The sequence below is a fragment of the Gammaproteobacteria bacterium genome (assembly GCA_028819075.1).
GTDB lineage: Bacteria > Gemmatimonadota > Gemmatimonadetes > Longimicrobiales > Gaopeijiaceae > BD2-11.
Window position 1 is genome coordinate 122250 of sequence record JAPPMM010000043.1, and the last position, 21598, is coordinate 143847.

16 protein-coding genes are annotated in these 21598 nt (G+C 68.0%); 9 read left to right on the forward strand and 7 right to left on the reverse strand.

Going from position 1 to position 21598, the window contains the following annotated elements; genetic code table 11:
- Positions 1 to 506: 506 nt before the first annotated feature.
- Positions 507 to 839, reverse strand: coding sequence for an ankyrin repeat domain-containing protein (locus OXU32_10875; protein MDE0074450.1), 333 nt, complete (start codon positions 837 to 839; stop codon positions 507 to 509).
- A gap of 652 nt (positions 840 to 1491) precedes the next feature.
- On the opposite strand from OXU32_10875, the gene OXU32_10880 reads away from it, so the two are divergent.
- Positions 1492 to 1809: a hypothetical protein gene (locus tag OXU32_10880; protein ID MDE0074451.1), complete on the forward strand. Its 318-nt coding sequence runs from the start codon at positions 1492 to 1494 to the stop codon at positions 1807 to 1809.
- Complete coding sequence (locus OXU32_10885) at positions 1806 to 2132, forward strand: hypothetical protein (GenBank protein ID MDE0074452.1); 327 nt, start codon at positions 1806 to 1808, stop codon at positions 2130 to 2132. Before OXU32_10880 ends, OXU32_10885 begins: the two co-directional genes overlap by 4 nt.
- A 410-nt stretch (positions 2133 to 2542) precedes the next feature.
- On the opposite strand, the gene OXU32_10890 is transcribed toward OXU32_10885, so the two are convergent.
- Together OXU32_10890 and OXU32_10895 are read right to left on the reverse strand one after the other, a co-directional pair.
- On the reverse strand, positions 2543 to 3013 hold the full coding sequence (locus OXU32_10890) for a hypothetical protein (GenBank protein ID MDE0074453.1): 471 nt from the start codon (positions 3011 to 3013) through the stop codon (positions 2543 to 2545).
- Positions 3014 to 3234: 221 nt separating this feature from the next.
- The gene (locus OXU32_10895; GenBank protein ID MDE0074454.1) at positions 3235 to 3717 is read right to left on the reverse strand and encodes an isoprenylcysteine carboxylmethyltransferase family protein; all 483 of its coding nucleotides are present in this window, start codon (positions 3715 to 3717) and stop codon (positions 3235 to 3237) included.
- A gap of 123 nt (positions 3718 to 3840) precedes the next feature.
- Between OXU32_10895 and OXU32_10900 the strand changes: the two genes are divergently transcribed.
- From OXU32_10900 to OXU32_10920, 5 genes are all read left to right on the forward strand, one after another.
- Positions 3841 to 4365, forward strand: a complete 525-nt coding sequence (locus tag OXU32_10900; GenBank protein ID MDE0074455.1) for a hypothetical protein — start codon at positions 3841 to 3843, stop codon at positions 4363 to 4365.
- Positions 4366 to 4475: 110 nt separating this feature from the next.
- Positions 4476 to 6113, forward strand: coding sequence for a tetratricopeptide repeat protein (locus OXU32_10905; GenBank protein ID MDE0074456.1), 1638 nt, complete (start codon positions 4476 to 4478; stop codon positions 6111 to 6113).
- Between the two features lie 16 nt (positions 6114 to 6129).
- A complete protein-coding gene (locus OXU32_10910) occupies positions 6130 to 7011 on the forward strand; it encodes a DUF4159 domain-containing protein (GenBank protein MDE0074457.1) in 882 nt (293 codons plus the stop codon).
- A 195-nt stretch (positions 7012 to 7206) separates the two neighbouring features.
- Complete coding sequence (locus OXU32_10915; GenBank protein MDE0074458.1) at positions 7207 to 9294, forward strand: PQQ-binding-like beta-propeller repeat protein; 2088 nt, start codon at positions 7207 to 7209, stop codon at positions 9292 to 9294.
- Positions 9295 to 9425: 131 nt separating this feature from the next.
- The gene (locus tag OXU32_10920; protein MDE0074459.1) at positions 9426 to 12533 is read left to right on the forward strand and encodes a hypothetical protein; all 3108 of its coding nucleotides are present in this window, start codon (positions 9426 to 9428) and stop codon (positions 12531 to 12533) included.
- A 121-nt stretch (positions 12534 to 12654) separates the two neighbouring features.
- Here the strand turns inward: OXU32_10920 and OXU32_10925 are convergent, their stop codons facing one another.
- On the reverse strand, positions 12655 to 15858 hold the full coding sequence (locus tag OXU32_10925; protein ID MDE0074460.1) for a TonB-dependent receptor: 3204 nt from the start codon (positions 15856 to 15858) through the stop codon (positions 12655 to 12657).
- Between the two features lie 183 nt (positions 15859 to 16041).
- Positions 16042 to 16455, reverse strand: coding sequence for a cytochrome c (locus OXU32_10930; protein ID MDE0074461.1), 414 nt, complete (start codon positions 16453 to 16455; stop codon positions 16042 to 16044).
- 151 nt (positions 16456 to 16606) lie between these two features.
- Between OXU32_10930 and OXU32_10935 the strand changes: the two genes are divergently transcribed.
- A complete protein-coding gene (locus OXU32_10935; protein MDE0074462.1) occupies positions 16607 to 17029 on the forward strand; it encodes a VTT domain-containing protein in 423 nt (140 codons plus the stop codon).
- Positions 17026 to 17781 carry an NAD-dependent deacylase gene (locus OXU32_10940; protein MDE0074463.1) on the forward strand — a complete coding sequence of 252 codons (756 nt, stop codon included), beginning with the start codon at positions 17026 to 17028 and terminating at the stop codon, positions 17779 to 17781. Before OXU32_10935 ends, OXU32_10940 begins: the two co-directional genes overlap by 4 nt.
- A 171-nt stretch (positions 17782 to 17952) precedes the next feature.
- Here the strand turns inward: OXU32_10940 and OXU32_10945 are convergent, their stop codons facing one another.
- Both OXU32_10945 and OXU32_10950 read right to left on the reverse strand, forming a co-directional pair.
- A complete protein-coding gene (locus OXU32_10945; GenBank protein ID MDE0074464.1) occupies positions 17953 to 20007 on the reverse strand; it encodes an Ig-like domain-containing protein in 2055 nt (684 codons plus the stop codon).
- A 163-nt stretch (positions 20008 to 20170) separates the two neighbouring features.
- Entirely contained in the window at positions 20171 to 21553 is a 1383-nt protein-coding gene (locus tag OXU32_10950) for a hypothetical protein (protein MDE0074465.1), read from the reverse strand.
- Between the last annotated feature and the right edge of the window lie 45 nt (positions 21554 to 21598).

Genomic DNA, 21598 nt, shown 5'->3' on the forward strand with positions numbered 1-21598 from the left:
CGACGTCGTCCACGGCACATCGCCGAGCGGGGCCTTGCGTATCATGGGCGGGATGCCCTCGAAACGCTCCTGGTGGCTCATGGCGCTCCCCTTGTGATGGCGGGCCCGGCCCTCGCCGTGCCGACGATACCCCCTCAATAATGGGGGATCTTTCGCCCGGACGCGCCCCCCAAATAGGGGGAAATACGTCATCGTGCAACAGACCCGCGGAAGCACGCTGGACAAACGCTGGCCGTCGTCACATGCTCACCATGAATCGTGAGGCGGCGGCATATCCCTGGGTATGCCGGGACATGGGTCGCCGTCTGACCTGTATTGTCGCCATTTTACGCAAATTCGTCGCATTGGCGACAGCTGATAGTTCCCCATTGCGAAACGGAGCCGGTGTCCGCCGTCGGCTGTGGCTGTGTCCCCTGCATGTGCAAAGGTCGTCCCTGTCCGTGCATCTGCACCCCGTGTGAACATCTCCAGCCACTGTGCCGATCTGCTCCCCTTTGTTGGGGTTCTCAATCACACAGGCTCGGCCCGATCTCGATCGAGCCAGTCGCGCCGTTCCGCATGAGTAGTTCGACCACTTCCTCGGTGTTGTGCCACAGCCAAGCGACGCTCAGGGGCGTCCAGACCGGCCCCGCCACCGCGTTCACTTGCGCGCCCGCGTCGATCAGCGCCTGAAGCACGGCCGGGTTCGGGTTGTCGCGAGCCGCGACGTGCAGCACGCTCGCGTTCGCATAGCATTCACTCAGTTCCCAATTGTTAAAGGCGCACCAGTCGTTCGCCGAGGCGCCGTGCCGGATCAGCACGTTGATGACCTCAGGGTCGCTGGTGAACCGCGCGGCCATGCATATCGGGGAGTCCCGGCCGTCGTTGCGGTCCGTCGTGCTTGCGCCCGCTCCGAGGCAAGTCGCGATCTCAGCCGCGCTCGCCCGCTTGAAGAAGCCTTCCGTGTTCCAGGAGTCACAAGGATCGGGTGCCGTAGGCTCTGGATCGGTGGTGGTGGCACAGGCCATCACGAAGATCAGCGGCAGGAAGCAGCTTCCCCTCATGACCTCTCTTTCTTCGGCTAGGGTTCTCGCGCCTTTGGTCGCGGCTCATGGGACCCACTCCAAGAGAGAGGCCGAGGCGGAAAACCGTCCCCCAAACCCGTCTAGTAAGTAGGATCCTCAATAATGGGGGATCTTTCGTCCGGACGCGCCCCCCAAACAGGGGGATAATCCTCATCGTGCACTAGACCCGCGGAAGCATGCTGGACAAACGCTGGCCCGTCGTCACATGCTCACCATGATCATGGAGCGGCGGCATATCCCTGGGTATGCCGGGACATGGGTCGCCGTCTGACCTGTTTTGCGCGAATTCGTCGCATTGGCGACAACTGATAGTTCCCCATTGCGAAACGGAGCCGGTGTCCACCGTCGGGCCCGTGCCAGCAGCCGGAGAGGTCTCGGGACGATGGATTGCACTGGACTACGATGCTCAGGATCCTGGAGGCTGGCGTTGCTGGCTTGCTTCGCGCCGCTGTCCTGTGGGGAATCGGCAGCGACCGAGCCGGAGTCGCCGCTGTGCGAGGACTGGAACACGACCAACTTCTTCACGACCGCGAGCGCCGCAGAGATCACGGCCTGCATCGGAAGCGGCTCCAACCCGAATGCCACGACATCGGACGGTCAGACGCCGCTCCATTTCGTGGCCTGGGTGGGCAGCGATCCCGGAGTCGTGCGGGTGCTGGTCGACGCGAACGCGGACATGAGCGCCAGAAACGACATCCGGCGCCCATCTGCCTGGGCGCGCAGCATGGCGATCATCCACCCGTGATCAGCGCATTGCTCGATGGCGGTGCGAGCGTCCACGACTGGTGCCCGCTGCCCTGGTTTCTGGCCAAGTGGGTGCCGCCCATCAGCCCACTGCACATATCGGCGGCGACCAATGCCAACCCGGATATCACCGAGACGTTGATTCTGGCCGGAGCAGACCTGAATGCGGTTGGCGGCGAAGTCAACTACACACCCCTCGATCTGGCGGTTGAGCGGGGAACGCAGGAAGTAGCGGATCTGCTGAGACGTCATGGAGCGAAGCATCGCACGACATGTCTGCCGCCCGACTACGATGTGGGCTGTCCGCCACGGCCCGGCGGATAGACAGTCATCTTCGACCAAGCCGAGGCAACGCGCACGGGGCAACGGTATCGTGCCTCCAAGCCTCCTCGGCGAGATGGGGCTCCCACACCGAACCGACCCACTCACCGAATCGCCGAGCGATCCGCTCTGGATCGTCCGCCGCCGCCGCGAGCGTACATTCGGCCATCCGCATGAAGTTCCTCTCCAGGGTGCGGCGTTGGAGGCCCACCTGATCGGCGATGGCGTTCCAGGCGTCCCGCGAGCGGGCGCGCACGGCCCAGAGAAGAACAGCCCAGCTCAGGAATTCCTTCAGGCTGCACCGAAGAGGTACCTCCCTGCGCCAGTAGCGACTCAGGGTAGAAGCAGCCAGGCCGACATGACGCGCCAGGTGACTGACGGAGTGCACGGGAATGAACGGGACGCCGCCGTCATCATTGTGCAGACCGCAGACCCGGCTGATCGTCTCCCTGAGGGGGGGGTCTGAAGGAATAGTCCGAGAGCAGCTTCAAGCCGAGTTGCCACATCGGACCCCGGCTGACCCTCCTGAAGTCCTCGAGCACTTCGGCCAGGCGGCTCGTGGCCTCGTCCGTCCACACCACCTGCAGCCTGCCGGAACGGAGCGGATACAGTCGTCGCAGGCAGTCCACCGAAAGGGGCGCCACCACGACGCACGGCGGGCTCACAGGCCCGAAGGCCGATCGCAGCCACTCGAAATCCTCGCCAGAGCAGGTCGTGGTCCCGAAGACGACTGCGCAGGCGCCCACGGACGGCTCCAAGAGCGCCTCTCGTGAAGTCAACCGCCCGATCGGCAGGCCGGCGAGCGTTCGCTCCAGTCGGTCGCCCAGCTCGCCGTTCTCGCAATACAGCAGGTAGACCAGTGGTCCCGATTGCGTCCGTGCCATACCGTCCCGCGGCAACACGCTCAACCAACCGTCGCGGTCAACTCGTTGCTCTAATGTGATCTCGACAATACCAGTATGGCATGATCCCGATTTTGTCGCGCCTCCCAAATCGGGGGACTGCGTTCCGGCAAGTGGAAGTTGCTGAAATACCCCCCATATGGGAAGCTAATATACCGACAAATCACGGATGAGTATACGACATTATCCCGCAAACGGGTCCTTCAGCGAGAGTCCCCGCGACCGGGACGCGGCAGCCATCGCCCGACCCGCTTCATGTACGCCACATACTCGTCCCCGAACTCCCGCGTGAGCCGTGGCTCCTCGTAGAGCCGGATGAACAGCGAGAAGAAGACGAAGATCGCTGCGCCGTAGGCCCAAAGGACCGGCATCCCGTAGAGAACGGCCCACCCCGTGACCGCGCTCAGCACCGCCACGTACATGGGGTTGCGCGTGTACCGGTAGAACCCGCGGGTCACCAGCCGCTTCGGCGCATCCGTGATCGCGGGCGTGCCTCGGCCGAAGGACGCGAAGTCCCACGCGGATCGCAGGTAGAGGACCGCACCGACCGCCAGGAGAAGCAGGGCGAGAGCACGAGCGGCGCCGTCTGCGGTCGCCCGGTCCCCCGCGATGAGCAGCGGAACGAGCACCGCAACGCTGCCGGGCACCACCAGCGTGAACAGGGCCGTCTTCAGCAACGGACTCATGTCGTGCCTCCCCTGGGGTTCCGGCGACACCTGCCGGCATCGCTCGCGTAGAGACCGCGGCCCAACGACATTGGCAGGGGTCGTCCTCGGCACGCCTCCTTCTGACTCCAACATGAATGCCCCATGAACCACCCCGGCAACCCTTCCCTCCCCGTCGTCACCCGCTCGGTCGCGTTCCGCGACTTCGTGGTCTTTCAGGTCAAGCTCGCGCTGGACGGGGTCAAGGATGCGGTCCTGATGAGCCTGTCGGTCATCGCGATCGTGATCGACATGATCGCCGGGGGAGGCAGGCGTCCCCGCCGCTTCTACGCCGTCATCCGGCTGTGCTCGCGCTTCGACCGGTGGCTCAGGCTGCACAGCACGAAGGGGTTCGCCGAGACGGGGGAGCTGCTCTGGCCGGACCAGCCAGGGACCGGCGCCGGAATCGGCGAGCGGCGCATGCTGGGATCCGACGCCGACACCCTCATCGAGCGGGTCGAGGACCTTGCGCGGCGCGAGAGCAAGTCCGCGGAGCGCTGGCTCGACGATATGATCGAGCGCCAGCGCCGGGCCGGAGGGCGCATGCGCGAGGCCCCGGGCCGGGAGACGACGGACTACGACCGCGATCTTGAGGACTTCGACCGCGACCTCAGATCGCGCGGGCGCTGAGACGACAAGGCACGGCACCAGCACGGGTCCCATGTCGACATCTCTGGCGCACGTCCCTCCATCGGGGCAGTTTGCGAGGAGAATCGGACTCATCCTCAGGAGGCTGCGCCATGACCCGGAAACACCTTCGCTTCGTTCTCGCCTGCATCTGTAGCACCGCGCCGGTCCTGCTCGCTCTGGCACCGGCGCCCCTTTCCGCCCAGCACGACGAGCACGGGCCTGGTCCGGCTCCGGACGGCGAAGAGGTTCTGCTCATTTCCTCGGCCCTCGGGCCCTACACGCGCACCATCACCACCGACTCCGAAGCTGCGCAGGCGTACTTCACGCAGGGCATGCAGCTCATGTACGCCTTCACGCCTTCGGACGCGAACCGCTCCTTCAAGGAGGCGCAGCGCCACGATCCCGAGTGCGCCATGTGCTACTTCGGCGAAGCGTGGTCGCTGGGCCGCTATCTGAACGGCGCGATGCTCCCCGAAGACGCCCCCACCGCCTACGCCGCCATCCACAAGGCGAAGGAACTGGCGGCGGAGTCCGGGACCGACGTCGAGCGGGCCCTCATCGACGCGATGATCGTCCGCTACGCGCCCGAGCACGAGGGAGACGACCAGCGCCTGGAGCTGGACAAGGCCTACGCGGCCGCCCTGGAGAAGGTGTGGGAGGCGCATCCCGGCGACATCGAGGTCGGCACCTTCTTCGGCGAGTCGCTCATGCTGCTCCAGCCCCGGCGCGGCTACTGGGACATCGAGAACCCCGAGGTGCAGAAGATCCACCGGGTGCTTGAGCAGACCCTCGCGCTGAACATCGCCCACCCGGGCGCCTGCCACCTCTACGTTCACGCCACCGAACCCACCGCCAGCCCCGGCAAGGCGGAAGCGTGCGCGGACCACCTCGGCCAGTCGATCCCCGGCGCGAGCCACATCCAGCACATGCCCTCGCACACCTACAACCGGATCGGGCGCTGGCATGACGCGGTGATCGCCAACACGCATGCCTGGCACTCCGACCAGAAGGCCAACCACGACCTGGGCTACGCCATCTACCCGTCGCACAACCTGCACATGCTGCTCTTCGCGGCCTCCATGGCCGGCGAGGGCGCGGTCGCCATGCAGGCCTCGCGCAACTACGGGAAACTGGTGTCGGGCGGCAACTTCTACGAGTCGCTTACCGGCGTCCGCTTCGGCTTCTGGGAAGACGTGCTGGCGATCGATGAACGTCCCGAGCAGCCGCTCTTCGCCGGCTTCTGGGACTTCGGGCGCGGATTCGCCCATCTGCGCATGGAACGGCCCGACAGCGCCGCGTTCTACATGGAGCGGCTGAAGGAGGCGCGCGCCGAGCTCGAGGACGAGGCGCCCTTCCGCGGGCACTCGGCGGTTGACCTGATCACCATCGTGGGCGCGATCCTCGAGGGCGAGATGCTCGCCGCCGAAGGCGATGTCGACGGGGCCGCGCGCGTGCTCGAGGAGGGCATCGAGGTCGAGGACGGGCTCCGCTACGACGAGCCCGAGCCCCTCAACTTCGCGGCTCGCCACTGGCTGGGCGCCATCCTCAACGACGCCGGGCGCCATGCGGACGCCGAAGAGGTGTTCCGCGCCGCGCTCGAGGACCATCCGCACAACGGCTGGTCGCTCTTCGGGCTGGAGCGGGCGCTCCGGGCCCAGGGCCGGGACGCGGAAGCTGACGAGACGCTGGCCGAGCGCATGGAATACTGGGCCAACGCGGATGTCTGGCTGATGTCGGCACGCTTCTGATGCGGGCTCCCTTCTGATGCGCGGCCGGGACGCGCTTCGGGCCGCCAGGGCGGCCGTTCCGTCGACCAGGGCGGGAATGTGGGCGCTCGTCCTGGCCGCGGCATGGACGGTTGCCCTGGCGGTCCTTCCCAGCCCGGCGAGCGCGCAACGCTGGGGGCGCGGCTGGTCCCGGCGCGCGCCCATGGCCAACCCCGGGGAGGCGGCCGAGTTCGGCTTCACCTTCTGCCGCATCGCCTACCGCAGCGTGCGCAACGAGGCGCTTGGCCAGGGATGGCGCACGGACTATCCCAACTCCGACGCCAACTTCTCCCTGCGCTTCTCCCAGCTCACCACCAGCGCGGTCAGCCGCTCCGAGAACGGCGAGCCCTTCTACGCGGTGGTGACGCTGGAGGACGACGAGATCTTCAAGTGTCCCTTCGTCTTCATGTCGGATGTGGGGACGGTCGGCTTCGATCCCGAGGAGATCGAGCGCCTGCGCACCTATCTCCTCAAGGGCGGCTTTCTCTACGTGGACGATTTCTGGGGCGACCGCGCCTGGCAGCACTGGGAACAGACCATGCGCGAGGTGCTCCCCGATCACTTCATCCAGGACGTGCCGAGCGACCACCTGCTGCTGAACGGGCTGTACCAGGTACGCGACGTACCACAGGTGCCCTCGATCCAGTACTGGTACCGGACCGGGCGGCAGGCGACCTCCGAGCGAGGCTTCGAGAGCGCCGAAGTACACTTCCGCGCCATCTTCGACGAGGAAGGGCGGGCGATGGTGGTGATGACCCACAACACCGACATCGCCGACGGCTGGGAGCGCGAGGGAGAGGACGAGGCGTTCTTCTTCCGGTTCTCGCCGGAGTCGTATGCGCTCGGCATCAACATCGTGCTGTACGCGCTGACGCACTGACCGACCTGGCGGTGTACTGATGATTACTGGTGATTATTACTGATATCTACTGATGATATGATGGAGCGTTTCGGGCGTATTAGACGGGGCGGGACGTGTCGCGCGGCGACTTTGGCCCCGGTCAGCTCACCGCTCGCGGCGCTCGCCCTGGCCACTCCGCTCGCCTTGGCTGCCCCACTCGCCGGGCAGGAGACGGTGCGCCTTGTCCCGCAGCAGGTGGAGGCCGGGCGCGGCGTATACGATCGCTCATGCGCGGAATGCCACCGCGCCGACCTGAGCGGCGACTTCGAGGCGCCCGAGCTGGCGGGCCGCAACTTCCTCGCCGCCTGGCGGACGGCACCGCTCGACGAGCTGCTGGCGGTGGTGCGCGACATGCCCCCGGAGGAGCCCGGCACCCTCAGCGAGGCGCAGTACCTGGCGGTGACCGCCTTCCTGCTCTCGGCCAACGGGGCCGCGGCCGACCAGGGCGTGCTGGCGTCCGGGCAGGCGATCGAGGATGTGCTGGCGGGGCAGATGTCTGCCGCCGCTGAGCCCGCTCCCGCGGCTGAGCCGACCCCCACCGCTGACCCCGCCGCCCCCAACCGGCCCGCAATCCCCACCGGGGAACTGGTACGCGCCACCGGTCTCACCACCGTGGAGGGCGGCATCGGCCCACTCACCCCCGTGACCGACGCCATGCTGCGCGACCCCGACCCCGCCGACTGGCTCATGTACCGGCGCACCTACGACGCCTGGGGGTACAGCCCGCTCGACCAGATCCGGGGCGAAAACGTCGCCGACCTGGAGCTGGCCTGGGTGTGGGCCATGGCCGACGGGACCAGCCAGCCGACCCCGCTGGTGCTCGACGGGATCATGTTCCTCGCCAATCCGGGCAACATCATCCAGGCGCTCGACGCCGCCACCGGCGACCTCCTCTGGGAGTACCGCCGCCAGTTCCCCGACCACATCCGCCCGGGCGGATTCAACCAGATGCGCAACCTGGCCCTCTATCAGGACAAGGTGTTCCTGTCCACGAAGGATGCGAGCGTGGTCGCCCTCGACGCGCGCACCGGCAAGACCGTGTGGGACACCCAGGTCGCCGACCCGCGCAAGGGCTACACCAACGTCGCGGGCCCCCTCGTGGTGGAGGGGCTGGTGGTGAACGGCATCAACGGGTGCGGGCGCTTCTACGACGACAGCTGCTTCATCACCGCGCACGACGCCGACACCGGAGAGGAGGTGTGGCGCACCTACACCATCGCGCGCCCGGGGGAGCCCGGGGGCGACACCTGGGGCGATCTTCCCCTCCACCTGCGGGGCGGCGGGGACGCGTGGACCACCGGCAGCTACGACCCGGCGCTCGGGCTCATCTACTGGGGCACGGCGCAGGCCAAGCCCTGGGTGCCTGCCAGCCGCGGCCTCACCACCCTCGACCCGGCGCTCTACACCAGTTCCACGCTGGCCATGAACGCGGCCGACGGCTCACTGGCCTGGTATCGCCAGCACGTACCCGCCGAGGCGCTCGACCTGGACGAGTCCTTTGAGCAGATGCTCGTGGACGTCGACGGCCGCAGGCTCCTCTTCGCCATCGGCAAGCACGGCATCTTCTGGAAACTGGATCGCGAGACGGGCGAGTTCCTCGCGCACCGCGAGACCGTGTACCAGAACGTCTTCGACCACATCGACCCCGAGACCGGGGAGGTCACCTACCGCGCCGACATCATGAAGGCCGAAGTGGGCGAGTGGATCTCGGTCTGCCCCAGCACGGCGGGCGGCCACAACTGGCACGCGATGGCGTTCAGCCCGGAGACGAACCTCCTCGTTACCCCGCTCTCGCAGAGCTGTCTCGAAATATCCGGCCGCGAGATCGTCATGGAGGAGGGTTCGGGCGGTACCGGCGCCGACCGCGACTGGGCCGAGATGCCCGGCACCGACGGCCGGCTGGGCAAGCTGGCGGCCTACGACGTGCGCACCCTCGAGGAGGTCTGGAGCGTCGAACAGCGCGCCTCCTTCCTCACCGCGGCCCTCACCACCGGTGGCGGCCTCGCCTTCGCGGGCGACGTCGACCGCTACTTCCGCGCCTACGACGTCGCGACCGGCGACGTGCTGTGGGAGACCCGGCTGGGAACATCGGTCCAGGGCTTCCCCGTGACCTTCTCCGTCAGGGGCGAACAGTACCTGGCCGTGAGCACCGGCCTCGGCGGCGGCAGCCCCCGCATCGTCCCGCGCCTGCTGGCTCCGGAGATCCGCCATCCCACATCCGGAAACGCCCTCTACGTCTTCAAGCTGCGCGACGCGCGCTAGCACGCGGCGAACCGGCAGGGCTCGCCCCGCACGCGTTAGTTACGCATTCTGATGCATGTCCGGGCCGCACGCCCGGCCGTTCCACAACCGGCAGATTGCGACCCTCGCCCCAACCCGAGAGAGAGACCCTGATGAGAAGGCTCCTGACCATCACGACCCTGATCGCCGCCGCAGCCACCGGCGCGGCCCTCCTCCGACCCGCTTCCGTCGCCGGCCAGGACGGCGGCGCCACCGCATCGAACGGCGCCACGGCCTTCAGCGACGACCTCTTCGGAAGCTTGCGCTACCGTTACGTCGGCCCCTCCCGCGGCGGCCGCGTCACCGCCGTCGCCGGCCACGTCGACCAGGCCTCCACCTTCTACATGGGCGCCACGGGCGGCGGCGTGTGGAAGACCACCGACTACGGCCACAGTTGGCACAACATCTCGGACGGCTACTTCGGCACCGGCTCGATCGGCGCGATCCGCGTCGCCGACTCGGACCCGAACATCGTCTACGTGTCGACCGGCTCGGACGGCCTCCGCAGCAACGTCATCATCGGCGACGGGGTCTACAAATCCAACGACGCCGGGGCCACATGGGAGCACATCGGTCTGGACGCCACCGGGAATTCCGGGGCGATCCTCATCCACCCCGACGACTCCGACCTCGTGTACGTCGCGGCAATCGGCAACCCCTTCACGCCGAATGACGAGCGGGGCGTCTACCGCAGCAGCGACGGCGGCGCGAGCTGGGAGAACGTGCTCTTCGTCTCGGACAGCACCGGCGCGGTGGACCTGGAGTTTGCGCCCGACGACCCGAACACCATCTACGCGAGCATGTGGCAGACCGAGCGCAAGCCCTGGACGATCATCTCGGGCGGCATGCAGGGCGGCGTCTTCATTTCGCGCGACGGCGGCGACAGCTGGGACCGCGCGACCGACGGGCTCCCCACCGGCCTGCGCGGCAAGTCCGACCTCGCGGTCAGCGCGGCCGATCCCGACCGCGTGTACGTGCTCATCGAGGCGCCCGCCGACGCCGGCGGCGTCTACCGCTCCGACGACCGCGGCGCCACCTGGCGGCAGGTCACCGACTTCCAGCCGATCCGCAACCGGCCGTTCTACTACAACAACCTCGAGGGGCATCCCACCGACCCCGACATCCTCTGGGGCATGGCCGAGGGCCACTGGAAATCCGTCGACGGGGGCGTGAGCTGGCAGTCCGAGCGGACCCCCCACGGCGACAACCACGACATGTGGATCAACCCGGAGAACCCGGACATCCTGATCCAGTCGAACGACGGTGGCGCCAACGTCTCGCTCGACGGCGGCAGGACCTGGTCCACGCAGCTCAACCAGCCGACCGCCGAACTCTACCAGGTGGACGTGTCCGACGACTTCCCCTACCGGCTCTACGCGGGCCAGCAGGACAACTCGACCATCTCGGTGCCCGGCCTGCCCGAGCGCTCGGAGCCGGGCGGCTCACAGTCGACCTGGGAGGCCCACGGGGGATGCGAGACCGGTCCGGTGGTGCCCAAGCCCGGTGATCCGGACATCGTCTACGCCAACTGCAAGGGCCGTTTCGGGCTCTATAACCGGCGCACGGGACAGGAGGCGCAGTACTACGTCGGTTTCGGAAACCTTTACGGGCACAACCCGCGCGACCTGGAGTACCGCTTCCAGCGCGTCGTCCCCATCCACGTCTCGCCTCACGACCCCAACAAGGTCTACCACGGCTCGCAGTTCGTTCACGTCTCCACCAACGGCGGCCAGCTCTGGGAGACCATCTCTCCCGACCTCACCGCCTTCACCCCCGAGACGCAGGTCGTCTCGGGTGCGCCGATCACCCTCGACGTCACCGGCGAGGAGCACTTCTCCGTCCTCTACGACATCCAGGAGTCGGTGCTGGAGCCGGGTGTGATCTGGGCGGGGGCCAACGACGGCCCCGTGCACGTCACCCGCGACAACGGCCGCACCTGGGACGACGTGACGCCCCCCGGCATCGGCCCCTACGGGCGCGTCCAGACCATCGCGGTGTCGCATCACGACCCCGCCAAGGCCTACGTGGCGATCCTCCGCTACATGCTGGGCGACTTCACCCCGCACACCTACCGCACCGACGACTACGGCGCGACCTGGACGCGGATCACTACCGGCGGCAACGGCGTGCCGAACCACCATCCCGTGCGCGTCGTGCGCGAGGATCCCGACCGCGAGGGGCTGCTCTACCTGGGCACCGAGTTCGGGATGTTCATCTCGTTCGACGACGGCGGCTCCTGGCAGCCCTTCCAACTGAACCTTCCGGGAACCCCCATCACGGACATCAAGGTGGTGCAGGGCGACCTGGTGCTGTCGACAATGGGTCGCGGCTTCTGGATCATGGACAACCTCACGCCACTGCACGAGCTCGGCGAACGGGTTGCCAGCGCTGACGCACATCTGTTCGGGATCCGGGACGCCTACCGGTTGCGCTACCGCGCCGGCTTCGGCGGGGGGCTCCCCCACGAGCCCGAGTTCCCGCAGGCGGGCGCCAACATCGACTACATGCTGGCCTCGCCCGCGCAGGGTCCGGTGACGCTCGATATCGTGGATTCGAGCGGCGAGGTCGTGCGCTCCTTCTCGAGCGAGAGCCCCGGCGAATACACGGTCCCCGCCGAGCCCGGGATGCGGGAGTGGCGGCTGGAACGCTTCGGCACGCCGCGGCTGCCGTCGGACGCGGGAACCCACCGGTTTACGTGGGACCTGACATATCCGGGGCCGTGGGATGCCAATCCGGCGCGGTCGGGGCGGGGTGGCCCGATGGTGCCGCCGGGGATGTACACGGCGCGCCTTGCGGCCGGCGACTGGAGCGCGAGCCGCAGCTTCGAGGTGACGCTGGATCCGCGCGTCGCGGCCGAGGGAATCGGCGTGCAGATGGTGGAGCGGCAGATTGAGCTGGCCCTGCAGGCGCGTGACGCGCTGAGCGAGGGCCGGCTGGCGGTGCACCGCATCAACGAGGCGCGGGAGCGCGGGGGCGGCAGCCTCGCCGACGAGATCGAGGCGATCGAGCGCGAGCTGGTTACGGCGCCGATCCGCTACTCGCGGCCGATGCTCGTCGATCAGTTGCAGTACCTGTACAGCAACCTGACGCGCGCCGACCAGGAGCCCGGCCAGGACGCGATCGTCCGCTACGACCAGCTCCACACGGCGCTGGAAGAGCACGTGACGCGGCTGGAGCAGCTGCTGCGGGTGACGATTTCGGACGGCGGCGCGGGGCGCTGAACCCGAGGACCCCGGGGCGAGGGGAAGGCCGCGGCTGTCACGGGCGGCAGCCGCGGCCGGGCCTCTCGCCGCGAGCGGGCGGGCCTCTACAGCGCCCGGGTGATTGGCGGCTGATGTCCCCTCAGAACACCCGATACGTCGCCGACAGCTTGATGCGCCGGCCCTTGGCGCTGTGGGTGAAGCCGTCGAAGGACTGCTCCCACTTCACGTAGGGCGGAGGGGTATCGAACAGGTTCAGCAGCGAGAGCGAGACGCCGAAGCCTCTCGAGGGGCGCCAGAGCGCGGTTGCGTCCAGCGTCAGGAAGCCGTCGATGTTCTCGGCCTCGCTTCCCTCTTCGTCGCGGTCCTTGTAGGACGAGATGTAGTTGATGTACCCGACGACGCTGTAGTCGGACCAGCCGTAGCTTCCGAACAGTCTCCCCTTCAGGCTCGGGAGGGGAGGGGCGATGGGGTTGTACTTGTTCAGGCGTCCGGCGCCTTCCGAATCGGGTGAGATCTCGACACCCTCGACGTGCAATGCCTCGATGGAATACTTGTTCGTGTAGGTGGCCTCCAGCCCGGCATTGAGAATCCCGGTGCCGGCCTGGGAACGGGCGGTCAACTGGAAATCGAAGCCGGAGGTCTTGACGCCGGGCCAGTTGATGAGATCGACGTCGATTCGCTCGATGCCGGTGACGTCGCAGGTGCCCGTGCCCCGTCCATCCGAGCAGGTCACGTAGCTCTTGACGGCCTGGCGGGAGCTCCCGCCCTCGTTATAGAGCCGGGTAATCGCATTGTAGGGCACCACAGCGATCACGTCCTTGAAATCGTAGCTCCAGTAGTCCGCTGTGAACTGGACCGGGACGAAGCCCGATTCATCCGCAAGCGTCACGATGAAGCCGGCGTTGAAGGTAAGCGCCTGCTCCGACTTCAGATTCTGGTCGCCGTGGGTGTCGACGGCCTTGTAGACACCCGCCTCGTTCACGTATGCGAGCGCGGTCGTACGGCTCTCGTTCACGTCGTCGACCGACGGGGCGCGGAAGGTCGTCTGCAGCGAGCCGCGCAACGCGAACTGGTCCGACAGGTCCAGCCGGAACGCGGCCTTCGGATTGAAGCTGCTCGCGACGCTGTGAAACTCGTAGTTCGCGGCGAGCTGCATGTGGAGACGCTCATCCATTCCGTGGACGGGGAGTTCCGCAAAGAAGCGATGCACCGTCTGCGTGGCGGCGTAGGGATAGGTCCCGGTCGTAAAGGTGAACGGGCCGGCCTGCTCGAGACAGGCGCGGCTGCCCAGCACGGAGCACGGGTTCATGTTCAGGTTGCCGGGATCGTTCGGCTGTGACCAGACGTCGAACCAGCGGAACTGGTAGCCCAGGGCGTAGTTCTCCACCGGGCCGCTGCTTCCCGTCAGGGTGGCGTCGGCGACCAGCATGTCCGCGGAACTCTCGACATCGACCTCTTCGTTGATCCACGCAATCAGTTCGGCGGCGTTCGCCAGCCCCGGTGAAAAGTCGGGGTTGGGCTCGCTGACGAATCGCGCGCCCGGCTGCTGGGAATGCTGGAGAGCGTTGCTGAACGGATTGTAGAACTGGCAGTTGCCCTGGCCCGGCAGTCGCCCGCCCGTCGGACCCAGCGCCATGCCCGAGGGTGAGCTGGGATCTGCGACCACATCGACCCCGCAGTCGGGTCCGCCGTAGCCGCGGAAGGCGAGAAACTTGCGGTAGGCGTATTCGGCGGGCTGGTTCACGTTACCAGCGGAACGGGAGTAGCTGAGGGCGAGGTTCAGCCGGTTGTCGTGCCCCTCCAGGGCGTCGAGGCCCGTGTCCAGGGACGCGGACACCCGTTGGGTGCGGGAATTCCGCTCAAGCGTCCGGCCGGGCCCCGAGTGTCCCACCAGCCGCCCGAAGAAGTACCAGTCGTTCTCCAGACAATCGCCGCTGCCCATGAACCCCACGCTGGACGCGTGCTGCTGGCAGAAGGCCTGACGCCCGGGGTTCTCCGACGGCACGATCTGAAGCCCGTCGTAGGGGCTGATGGGCGGGAACGACGGCGTTGTCACCCAGGCCGGCGTCGTCGCTTCGGCCCAGAGGCCCTCTATGTGGTAGCTGGAGTTGTCACCCACCTCGCCGTTGATTTCCGCGAAGGCGCGGAAGTGGTCGGACTGCTCGAGCAGGTTGTCCCAGGGCTGATAGCGGAACCGGCAGGTGTAGCTCTCGAGGTAGCCGCCGAAGTCGAGGCAGGCCGGATCGATGAAGATGTCATCGTCCGAGAAGTGTGCGCCCGACAGCGTGGCGACCAGATCCTCGGCACTTTCCATACCGGACGTGTATGGCGTGAGGAACGCCCCCGGGTTGCCGGTCCAGGACCATGCGCCGGCGCCCGCCTCGTACGGGCGCAGCGCCCAGTCGCGGTCTTCCGGGGTGAGCTGTTGGCGGGTCAGGTATTCGGCGGACAGAACCGCGTGCGCCCGATCGCCCAGCCGCCGTCCCACGATGCCGGCCACGTTGCTGTCGCCCGCGCCGGCGAAGTACTCGTGCGAAGCAGTCACTTCCGTTCCCTCGAATTCGCCGCGGGTCAGGAAGTTGGCGACCCCGGCCACGGCGTCCGACCCGTAGATGGCGGACGCGCCCTCCTTCAGCACCTCGATGCGGTCGATGGCGATCGACGGGAACGAGTTGATGTCGACGTAGCGTCCCCCAATCAGGCGCGCCGGGAGATACACCTGGCGCCGGCCGTTGAGCAGCACCAGCGTCCGGGACGCCCCCAGGCCGCGCAGGTTCACGTTGGCCACGGTCTCCGGCACGGCGGCGATCTCGTTGGCGTTGTACCAGCTCTGCCGTTCGCCGACCACCCCGTGGCTCACGCCGAGGGCCTTGAAGAACTCGGTCACGAGCGGGAAGCCCTGTTCCTCCAGCTTGCGGCGCGCGGCCACCGCAACCGAGTAGGGCAGCTCCGTGGCCGCCGTCTCAGCGCTGGTGCCGGTCACGACCACTTCGTCGAGCTCGAGCGCGGTGAAGCTCAACTGCAGGTCGACCGTGGTGGCCTCTCCCGGCGCTACCGTGACGTCTTCGGTCGCCGCCAGGTACCCGAGGATGTTGGTGGAGAGCTGGTGCGCGCCCGCGGGCACGTCCTGGATCGAGTAGCGGCCGTCGGCGTCCGTGACCGCCCCGATGCCGAGCGCTTCGATGAAGACCTGTGCGCCCGCGATCGGCCGGCCATCGGCGATGTCGGCTACGGCGCCCTCGATGGATCCGGTGGATTGTGCCGCAGCCGGAGCTGTGGGAAGAGCGCCAAAGAGCGCCAGCAGAAAGAATACGCGCGGTGATCCTGAGAGCCATGTACCCATTGCCGGCATCCTCCTTCTCAGCTCGACGCAACCCTTCTCCTCGGAGCGACGCCCTGGTCATTGACCGCGGGGCATCCTGGCGTGTCGGAGAATTGTCGCAAGAAAATCGCGGTTTCGTCGCTATTCCGAGCCCAAGATAGCGCCCACCGCCGGGCAGGGCACTACCCCCGGGGGACGGCCAGGCTAGCGCGGGCGATTGGCCTCGATCAGCACCCGCTCCAGGGACTCGCGGGCGGCGCCGAGTTCGACATCGCCGGGGGGAAGGCCGTTCAGCTGCAGGATGTAGGCGATGACGTCGGCGTACTGCTGGACGGGGAGGGAGCCGGGCTGGTCTTCGGGCATGAGCGAGTAGATGTCGTCGAAGAGCGCCGCTACGCTCGCGCCGGACCACGAGCGGATGAAGGCTCCGACGAACTCCTCGTCGTCGTGGCACTCGCGGCAGACGCTCTCGGTGACCTCGGCGCCGCGCAGCGCCTGCTCTTCGGTGTAGACGCCGTCGAGGGTGGTCACCCGCTCCTCGGTCTGCGCATTGGCGGGCAGGGCCGCCCCCAGCGACAGCAGCGCCATGGCCGCAACGAGTGCTCCGGTCCGTTTCATCCCACGCTCCAAGATGCCATTACATTTGAACCCATAGCTGTTAAAGATCGTACGTCCGGCTCATGGCGGTCAAGCTGAGTCAGGCCATCATCGCACGCAGAGGCTCTCTCCTTTGGAAATCGCGCTCCTGTCATCGGCGTTTGCAGCCTCCGTGGCCAGCGGTCTGGTGCCGTTCGTGAACGCGGAGGTCGTGGTGGCGGCGACCGCCGTCGCGGTGCCCGGATCCCAGGTGTGGCTGGTAGTTACGGTGTGTTCGCTGGGCCAGATGATCGCCAAGGCCGCCCTCTACGCGCTGGCCCGCTGGCTGCCCCAGAAGCTGCCGGCCCGGGCGACGCGCCACCTTGAGCGCGCGTCCGAAAAGACCAGGCGACTCGAGCAGGCCGGATGGACGCTGATTCTGGTCAGCGCGTTCGTGGGGCTGCCGCCCTTCTACGTGATCTCGCTGGCAGCAGGCATCGTGCGCACCAATTTCGCCGCGTTCCTGACGCTGGGCTTCGCCGGCCGCTGGGCACGATTCGCGATCCTCGCGTATGGGGCGGCCGCCGCGGGCGGGGCCATCCAGGGGGGGCTGTGAGCGCTTCGGCGGACATCGAGCGGGCGCGGCGGCTCGTGCGCGAGGCCCGGCGGGTGGTCGCGCTCACGGGCGCGGGCATTTCGGCGGAATCGGGTGTTCCCACCTTCCGGGACGCGGGCGGGCTGTGGCGCAACTACCGCCCGGAGGACCTCGCCACCCCGCAGGCGTTCGCGCGCGATCCGCGCACTGCGTGGGAGTGGTACGACTGGCGGCGATCGGTGCTGGCGGGGTGCGCTCCCAACCCGGGGCACCGCGCGCTGGCACGGTTTTTCCTTGCACGGGGCGCGGCCGGGGTGGTGACCCAGAACGTGGACGGCCTGCACACCCGCGCGGCGCTGGAGGAGGCGGGCGACGGACCGCCGGAGGCGGCGCTTCCGGTCGAGCTGCACGGGGCGGTCGGGCGGGACCGCTGCAACCGCTGCGAGGCGCGCTTTCCCGCCGAACCCCTGGGCGACGCTCTGCCGCGGTGCGACTCGTGCGGCGGCCTGCGCCGCCCGGACGTGGTGCTGTTCGGCGAGTCGCTCGACGGGGACGTGCTGGCCCGCGCCTACTCGCTGGCCGAGCGCGCCGACCTCTGCCTGGTGGTGGGCACCAGCGCGGTGGTCTACCCGGCCGCGGCGGTCCCGCTGGCCACCCTGGAGGCCGGTGGCAGCCTCATCGAGGTGAACCTGGAGGACACGCCGCTCACCCGATCCGCCACGGTGCCGCTGCGGGGGGCGGCGGGGGAGGTGCTCCCGGCCCTGCTGGACTGAGAGCACCTCCGCGGCGCTGGGCCGGGAGGGTTCTACGGGTGAGGCACGGGTAGCATTCCCCTCGCGGTTCTACCCCTTCCCGCACCCCTCTGCACAGTGTTGCATTTTCGAAAAGGCAACATATTGTTGCATTTTCGGTTTTGAAACGCGCTGCGGAGGGGCCGTTGACCCTCAACGGCGACCCGGGGTCAGAGAGCGTCGCGGTGGTTCCCCTACGACCCCGGGCGGTGACTCGCCCACGATCTGCGGTGACACCTCACGGACCGCGCCGGCATCGTTCATGGCGTCCAGCGGGACTACCGCCCGGTATCTTGCCGCACCGGCCGTGGCGGAGTCGCCCTCGACCGCGACACCGTTGACCTCCATCCAGTCGAGAAGGCTTGGGGCGGTGATGGCCGGATCATAGGTCCACAGGTGGACTTGCGTGATTTCCGACAATGCCTCGCCGAAGCTCAGTGCGCTCGTCGGAACCAGGAACAGTGTGTCCGTTCCCGCAACAGCCGCGAAGATACCGTCCTGTACGCTGATCGCGACGTCTGTGAGCTCCCCGGGGCCGTCGTTGATGGCACTCGACACACCACGGAAGGCGACTCCGTCGCGACCGGAAATGTAGTACCAGCCTTCTTCCCGGCCTTCCGGCTCAAAGAAGACGACCAAGGCATAGTTCACGGTTTCCGTGTTGCCTTCCCCGAAGTTGAGCACTCGCTCACCGATTTCGAGCCTTATCGCCTCCGTGCCCAACTCGCCGGGATTGGCTGGCTCGACGAGCAATGCAGTTCGCACCGAGTCCGCCTGACGCCCCACACGGGCCGCGATATGCCAGGAGGTGAGCGGCGACTCGAACTCGCGACCGACGATTCCCCACAGAGTGTCCGAGACATTCGTCACTCGCAGGATGCCCTCGGAGATCTCACCCTCGGCATTTGCGAACCCCCAGTCGTCCAGACTGCTCTCGTCGTCGAAGTCGTCGCGGAAGATGAGGCCCGCGGCGGGGAGGACGGTAATCCCGAAGGACACAGACGCCGACAGGCCTCCCGGATCGGTCGCCGTTACGGTCCCCGTCGCCGTCCCCTCGGCAAGGGTGCTGACGCGCAGCAGACTGCCCGTCACCTCCAGGGCGGCCACGCCGGGATCCGACGACTCCGCCGAGTAGGTCAGCTCGTCGCCATCGGGATCGACGAAGAGCGCATCGTCTCCCTCCAGATCCAGCGTTCCCGACCACCCTGCCGACCGCGAGATATCGTTAATCGTTCCTTGCGCCTCGGGAGCCTGGTTCACTCGCTCGATCACCGTGACGGTACCGCTCAGCGAGGCCGTCAGACCGTACGGGTCCGTCGCGGTGACCGTCACCGTCGCGGTCCCGATGGCCACCGCGGTCACCGTCATCGTCGAGCCCGACACGGAGACGGTCGCCACCGCCGGATCGTCCGACTCGGCCGTGTAGGTAAGTGCCTGTCCGTTCGGGTCGGTGAAGTACTGGGCGACGTTCACGGCCTCGGTATTGCGCTCCTGGATGCTCAGCGAGCGAAGCGAGTCCTGCGTCGTCTCCGGCGGCCGGTTGGGCTCGACGGTCACGGGTACGCTCAGGGAGCCGGACAGGCCGTCCGGGTCGGTCGCGGTCACCGTGAGCGTGGTGGAACCGGCGCCCACCGCGGCGGCGGACACCACGCTGCCCGTCACCGTCACGGTTGCCACCGAGGCGTTGGCGCTGGTCGCGGAGTAGGTCAGCGCGTCCCCGTCGGGGTCGCTGAAGAACGGCGACATGTCGATGTTCAGGGTGTCGCCCACGATGGCCGACTGCGCGGGCGCGACCGGCACGGCCGGCACCGGCGCCCGGTTGGGCTCCATGACGGTCACGTTGCCGCTGGCCGCGCTGGAAAGCCCCGCGGGGTCGCGAGCGGTAACGGTGACCGTGGCGCTGCCGGCGGACACGGCCGTGATGTTGAGGTTGGTGCCCGACAGGGCGACGCTCGCCACGCCCGCGTTCGACGAGATCGCAGTCAAGGTCAGGGCGTCTCCGTCGGGGTCGCTGAAGACGCCGCCCACGCTCACCGTAACCGACTCACCCGCCGTCATGTTCTGGGCTGGAATCGACCCCGACGCCACCGGCGGCCGGTTGGGCTGCGGCGTCGGTTCGGGCTCGGTGGTGCCTCCATCTCCGCCGCAGGCGGCGGCCCAGGTCACGGCCAGCAGCGCTAGCGGACGAACGAGGCGTCTCCGGAGCACGCCCGACGGATGGACACCGGAATCAAATAGCATACCTGAACCTGTCATTACAGACATACCTGTTTGCGTGAAGTGGCTGGAGCTTCCGACCCGCGGCCGCAAGGTCGGTCCGCCTGAAACATGAGGCAGGGCCCCGAAAAAGCGAAGTGACTGCCGCTTGGCGTCAGTACGCAGCCGGCCTGGCTCCGGACCGCCGCAACATCCGCGCCCGTGCTGCCATTGCGGCGCTGGGTGTCGCTGTCCTCTCGGTCGCGGCCGCCGGTGCGTCCGTGACGGCGCTTGCGATTGCGGCCCCGGCCGTGTGCGTCCCGCTCACCTCCACCCAGTCGAAGAGGGCAGTTCTCGCCTCGGCCCCGTCCAGGGGGAAGACCCACAGGCCGATCGCGATCAGGCGAGTCGGATGGTCGTCGCCCAGCGTGACCGCGAACAGCTCCGTTTCGCCGGCCCACGCACGCAGCTCGCCGTCATCCAGCGATGCGGCGATCTCCGTGAACTCGCCGGCACCGTCCCGGATGGCATCCGACACCCCGTAGGTGCCCTCGATGACGACCCAGCGGTTCTCCGGGGGCCATCGTGTCCGGTCGAGGGCGTAGAATCTGTAATTGGTGTCGCTCCCGCCGACGGAGACGCCGGACCCGACGTCGAGCGCGTACCACGCGTACCGCTCGTGTCCGGTCGCGAAGATCACCGAGACGACCACGCTGTCGGTCTGCGTGCGTCCCAGGCGGGCGCGCACCTCCCAGAAGTTGATCGGGGCCTCGAGGTTGCGGTTCGCGCGGCCCGCGATGCCGCGTTCGAGATTGGTGAGCGCCAGGACGCCCTCGGACAGCACCGTGTCCGCCTGTTCAACGCCCCACGCCTCCAGGCCCGAGTCGAAATCCTCCCGGAAGCCGAGGGTCGGACCCGGCACCACCGTCACCGCGACTTCATGCGCCGCCGTGAGGCCGCCGGGATCCCTGGCCATCAACATCAGCGTTGTCGTTCCTGCCGCCACGCCGGCGATCGACATCGTCAGGCCGGACACCGAGGCCAGAGCCACGCGCGGGTTCGCAGACGAGGCCTGGTAGCTCAGCGCGCCCCCGTCCGGGTCGTCGAAATACGAGGACACCTCCACGGGGACCGTCTCGCCGGAGGCCAGGCTCACCGCCGGAATCGAGCCCGTCGCCACGGGCGCCCGGTTCGGCCGCACCGTGACACCGGTGCTCTGGCTGGCCGCGAGCCCGCCCGGATCGCGGGCCGTCAGAGTCAGGATCGCCCTCCCCGAAGACACCGCGGTGACCGTGACCAGGGTGCCGGAGACCGCTACCCGCGCAGCCGCCGCGTCCGTCCTCGCCTCGTAGCTCAGGCTGTCGCCATCCGGATCGGCGAAGTACGGGGACGCCTCCACCAGCACCACCTGTCCCTCGATCAGGGTCAGGGCGGGAATGGAGGCCGCCGCGACCGGTGCCCGGTTCCGGTCGGCGAGGGTGGGTCCGGTCGTGCCCGGGCGGCAGGCCGCGGATCCCAGGACGAGCAGGAGAAGCCCAACGACACCGGCTCTCGTCACGTCATGGCTCCGGGTTCCGAGCTCGCCCGGGAAGCTCTCGGCCTC

Coding starts and splice junctions, on each gene's coding strand:
- OXU32_10920 (MDE0074459.1), top strand. CDS start 9,426: ATGAGAAGGCTCCTGACCATCACGACCCTGATCGCCGCCGCAGCCACC.
- OXU32_10905 (MDE0074456.1), top strand. CDS start 4,476: ATGACCCGGAAACACCTTCGCTTCGTTCTCGCCTGCATCTGTAGCACC.
- OXU32_10930 (MDE0074461.1), bottom strand. CDS start 16,455: ATGAAACGGACCGGAGCACTCGTTGCGGCCATGGCGCTGCTGTCGCTG.
- OXU32_10895 (MDE0074454.1), bottom strand. CDS start 3,717: ATGAGTCCGTTGCTGAAGACGGCCCTGTTCACGCTGGTGGTGCCCGGC.
- OXU32_10900 (MDE0074455.1), top strand. CDS start 3,841: ATGAACCACCCCGGCAACCCTTCCCTCCCCGTCGTCACCCGCTCGGTC.
- OXU32_10875 (MDE0074450.1), bottom strand. CDS start 839: ATGGCCGCGCGGTTCACCAGCGACCCTGAGGTCATCAACGTGCTGATC.
- OXU32_10925 (MDE0074460.1), bottom strand. CDS start 15,858: ATGGGTACATGGCTCTCAGGATCACCGCGCGTATTCTTTCTGCTGGCG.
- OXU32_10910 (MDE0074457.1), top strand. CDS start 6,130: ATGCGCGGCCGGGACGCGCTTCGGGCCGCCAGGGCGGCCGTTCCGTCG.
- OXU32_10890 (MDE0074453.1), bottom strand. CDS start 3,013: ATGGCACGGACGCAATCGGGACCACTGGTCTACCTGCTGTATTGCGAG.